This is a genomic window from Allobosea sp. (assembly GCF_030694325.1).
GTDB lineage: Bacteria > Pseudomonadota > Alphaproteobacteria > Rhizobiales > Beijerinckiaceae > Allobosea.
Map to the genome: position 1 here is coordinate 1 of NZ_JAUXYO010000115.1, position 1,398 is coordinate 1,398.

The following is a 1,398-nucleotide window of genomic DNA, read 5'->3' on the forward strand; positions in this document are numbered from 1 at the left end:
CGACGAGCCGACGCCGGCATGGCCGAGGCTGACCTTGCCGGGGTTGGCCTTCGCATAGGCGACGAACTCGGCCAGCGTCTTGGCCGGGAAATCGAGCTTCAGCGCGATCATCGGCGAGGTCTTGGCGACGAGCCCGACCGGCGCGAAATCCGCGTTGGTGTATTTCAGCTCCGGATAGATAGTGTAGGAGGCGGCGTTGGTGCCGCTGTTGCCGATCACGATGGTGTAGCCGTCGGGCTCGGCGCGCGAGGCCCTCGACAGGGCGGTCGCACCGCCCGCCCCGCCCATGTTCTCCATCACGATGCGCTGCCCGAGCACGCGCCCCATCTCGTCGCCGACGAGCCGCGCGATCACATCCGACGAGCCGCCGGCCGCGAAGGGCACGATCATGGTGATCGTCTTGGAAGGGTAGTCCTGCGCGGTGGCGGGCGCCGGGGCGGCGAATGCCGTTGCAGCTGCCAGGATCAGACCGGCCGTCTTCATCGCTTTCATGATCGCTTCCCCCCGGCGGCGCGGCGGCGCCGTCTTGCTTGATTGGCGGAAAGCGTAATCGCGAAGCCGCACATCGCCAAGGGATCGCACCGCGTCGGCCTCACCCCGCCAACGCAAAAGGGCGACCCGAGGGCCGCCCTTCGAAACTGCCGGACCGAGGAAAACCTCAGGCCGCCTCGTCTTCCGCCGTGAAGACCGGGCCGGAATCCTTGCCCTTGGCCTCGACATCGCGATCGACGAACTCGATCACGGCGAGCGGGGCGTTGTCGCCGAAGCGGAAGCCCGCCTTCATGATGCGCAGATAGCCGCCATTGCGCTCCTTGTAGCGGGGCCCGAGCACCGCAAAGAGCTTGCCGACCAGGGCGACGTCCTTGATCTGCGCGATCGCCTGGCGGCGGGCATGCAGATCGCCGCGCTTGGCGAGCGTGATCAGCTTCTCGACGACCGGACGCAGGTCCTTAGCCTTCGGCAGCGTCGTGGTGATCTGCTCGTGCTTGATCAGGGCCTGGGACATGTTGGCGAACATCGCCTTGCGATGCTCGGCCGAGCGGTTGAAACGACGACCGCGGAAACCGTGACGCATGGGGTGGCTCCTTCGTAATTTACGGCCGCCGTGCCACGGTACGGCCGTTCTTTATGCTCCGGCGCTCATGCACCGGGCGGGATGGCGGCGCGGGATCAAACCCGCGCCGGTTGGATCAGTAGTGCTCCTCGAAGCGCTTCGCGAGCTCTTCGATGTTCTCCGGCGGCCAGCCGGTGACGTCCATGCCGAGGTGGAGGCCCATGGTGGCGAGCACTTCCTTGATCTCGTTCAGCGACTTGCGGCCGAAGTTCGGGGTGCGCAGCATCTCGCCCTCCGACTTCTGGATCAGGTCGCCGATATAGACGATGTTGTCGTTCTTCAGG

The 1,398-nt window shown here is 66.2% G+C and carries 3 protein-coding genes; all 3 read right to left on the reverse strand.

The window, feature by feature from the left end; translation table 11 throughout:
• On the reverse strand, window positions 1-483 hold a 483-nt coding region (locus Q8M82_RS07025), incomplete at its 3' end, for a tripartite tricarboxylate transporter substrate-binding protein (protein ID WP_305690664.1).
• A 175-nt stretch (window positions 484-658) separates the two neighbouring features.
• Window positions 659-1,075 (reverse strand): 50S ribosomal protein L17, encoded by a 417-nt coding sequence (rplQ, locus tag Q8M82_RS07030; RefSeq protein WP_305690662.1) that lies wholly within the window; start codon window positions 1,073-1,075, stop codon window positions 659-661.
• 115 nt (window positions 1,076-1,190) lie between these two features.
• On the reverse strand, window positions 1,191-1,398 hold a 208-nt coding region (locus tag Q8M82_RS07035; RefSeq protein ID WP_305690663.1), incomplete at its 5' end, for a DNA-directed RNA polymerase subunit alpha C-terminal domain-containing protein.